The organism is Mycobacterium parascrofulaceum ATCC BAA-614 (assembly GCF_000164135.1).
Lineage (GTDB): Bacteria > Actinomycetota > Actinomycetes > Mycobacteriales > Mycobacteriaceae > Mycobacterium > Mycobacterium parascrofulaceum.
Genome location: NZ_GG770563.1, coordinates 104,542 through 105,475 on the forward strand (window position 1 = coordinate 104,542; position 934 = coordinate 105,475).

Here is a 934-nt window from a genome sequence, read left to right on the forward strand (position 1 = left end):
CAAACATCATGGATCACGAATTCGAGCTCGCCTTCAACCTCGTCGACGAGGCCGCAGGACGCATCCAGGACCAGCAGTACGGCATCACCCGAATTCTCTTTCACAACCACGGCGACATCGGGCTCACCACCGTGCATGACTACACCCGCGAAAGTGGGCACCGCCTGGTCCTGTTCGCCACCGATGCCCACGGTCAGATGGCCGCCGTCGAGGCGACCGCACCTGACCTCAACACCGAGCCGCACACCCGAATCCTCAAGGTCCGCGCCAGTGAACTCACCTTTCACGCCGTCCCCGGCCACGACTGGTCCTACCGCGCCGCCCACGCCGGCCACACCTGCACTCTGACCGCCGGAATCGGCGACCAGCCGATGTGGACCGTCACCGTCGACAACCAACCCTCCGTCGTCCACGAGGACCTCGACACCGCCCTCGACCACATTGCCGCCGCCGCCCTGCTGGCGGCCTAACCCCACTTTCGCGGCCGGGCCAGCGTCACACGTGAACGTCGGCCCGGCCGCGTACCATCCCGACCAGAAAGGACTGATCGACATGACCGACATCGACTACTGCCAAGGCTGGTACTTCATTGACCCCGCCGACGGCAAGCGCCGCAAGATGCGGTTCCGACAAACTGTCGACGGAATCGGACAACTTGTCGCCGTCGTGGCCAAGGCCTACGACCGCGAGAACGGGGACGAAATCGCGATCACCCGCCCTGAGGTCCAAATAAGCGAAGTGGAAGCCGCGATAAACGGATTTGAAAATTGGGCCAGTCACTATGTGAGTCCAATAAAACGGAGCGTCGACCTGGCGCTGATCCGCGACCGCATCCGCGCGGCAGGCCTGACCTAACCCAAGGACCTCTCCGGGCCCGGCCGCCTCTCCCACCACGAGGGGGTGGCCGGGCCCCCCTTTTCTTCCGGTCCGCTGA

2 protein-coding genes are annotated in these 934 nt (G+C 64.3%); both read left to right on the forward strand.

Going from position 1 to position 934, the window contains the following annotated elements; translation table 11 throughout:
* A partial coding sequence (locus tag HMPREF0591_RS29040) for a hypothetical protein (protein ID WP_007172424.1) occupies positions 1–470 on the forward strand: 470 nt, incomplete at its 5' end.
* Positions 471–552: 82 nt separating this feature from the next.
* Complete coding sequence (locus HMPREF0591_RS29045; protein WP_040624393.1) at positions 553–855, forward strand: hypothetical protein; 303 nt, start codon at positions 553–555, stop codon at positions 853–855.
* Positions 856–934 lie beyond the last annotated feature (79 nt).

Coding starts and splice junctions, on each gene's coding strand:
- HMPREF0591_RS29045 (WP_040624393.1), top strand. CDS start 553: ATGACCGACATCGACTACTGCCAAGGCTGGTACTTCATTGACCCCGCC.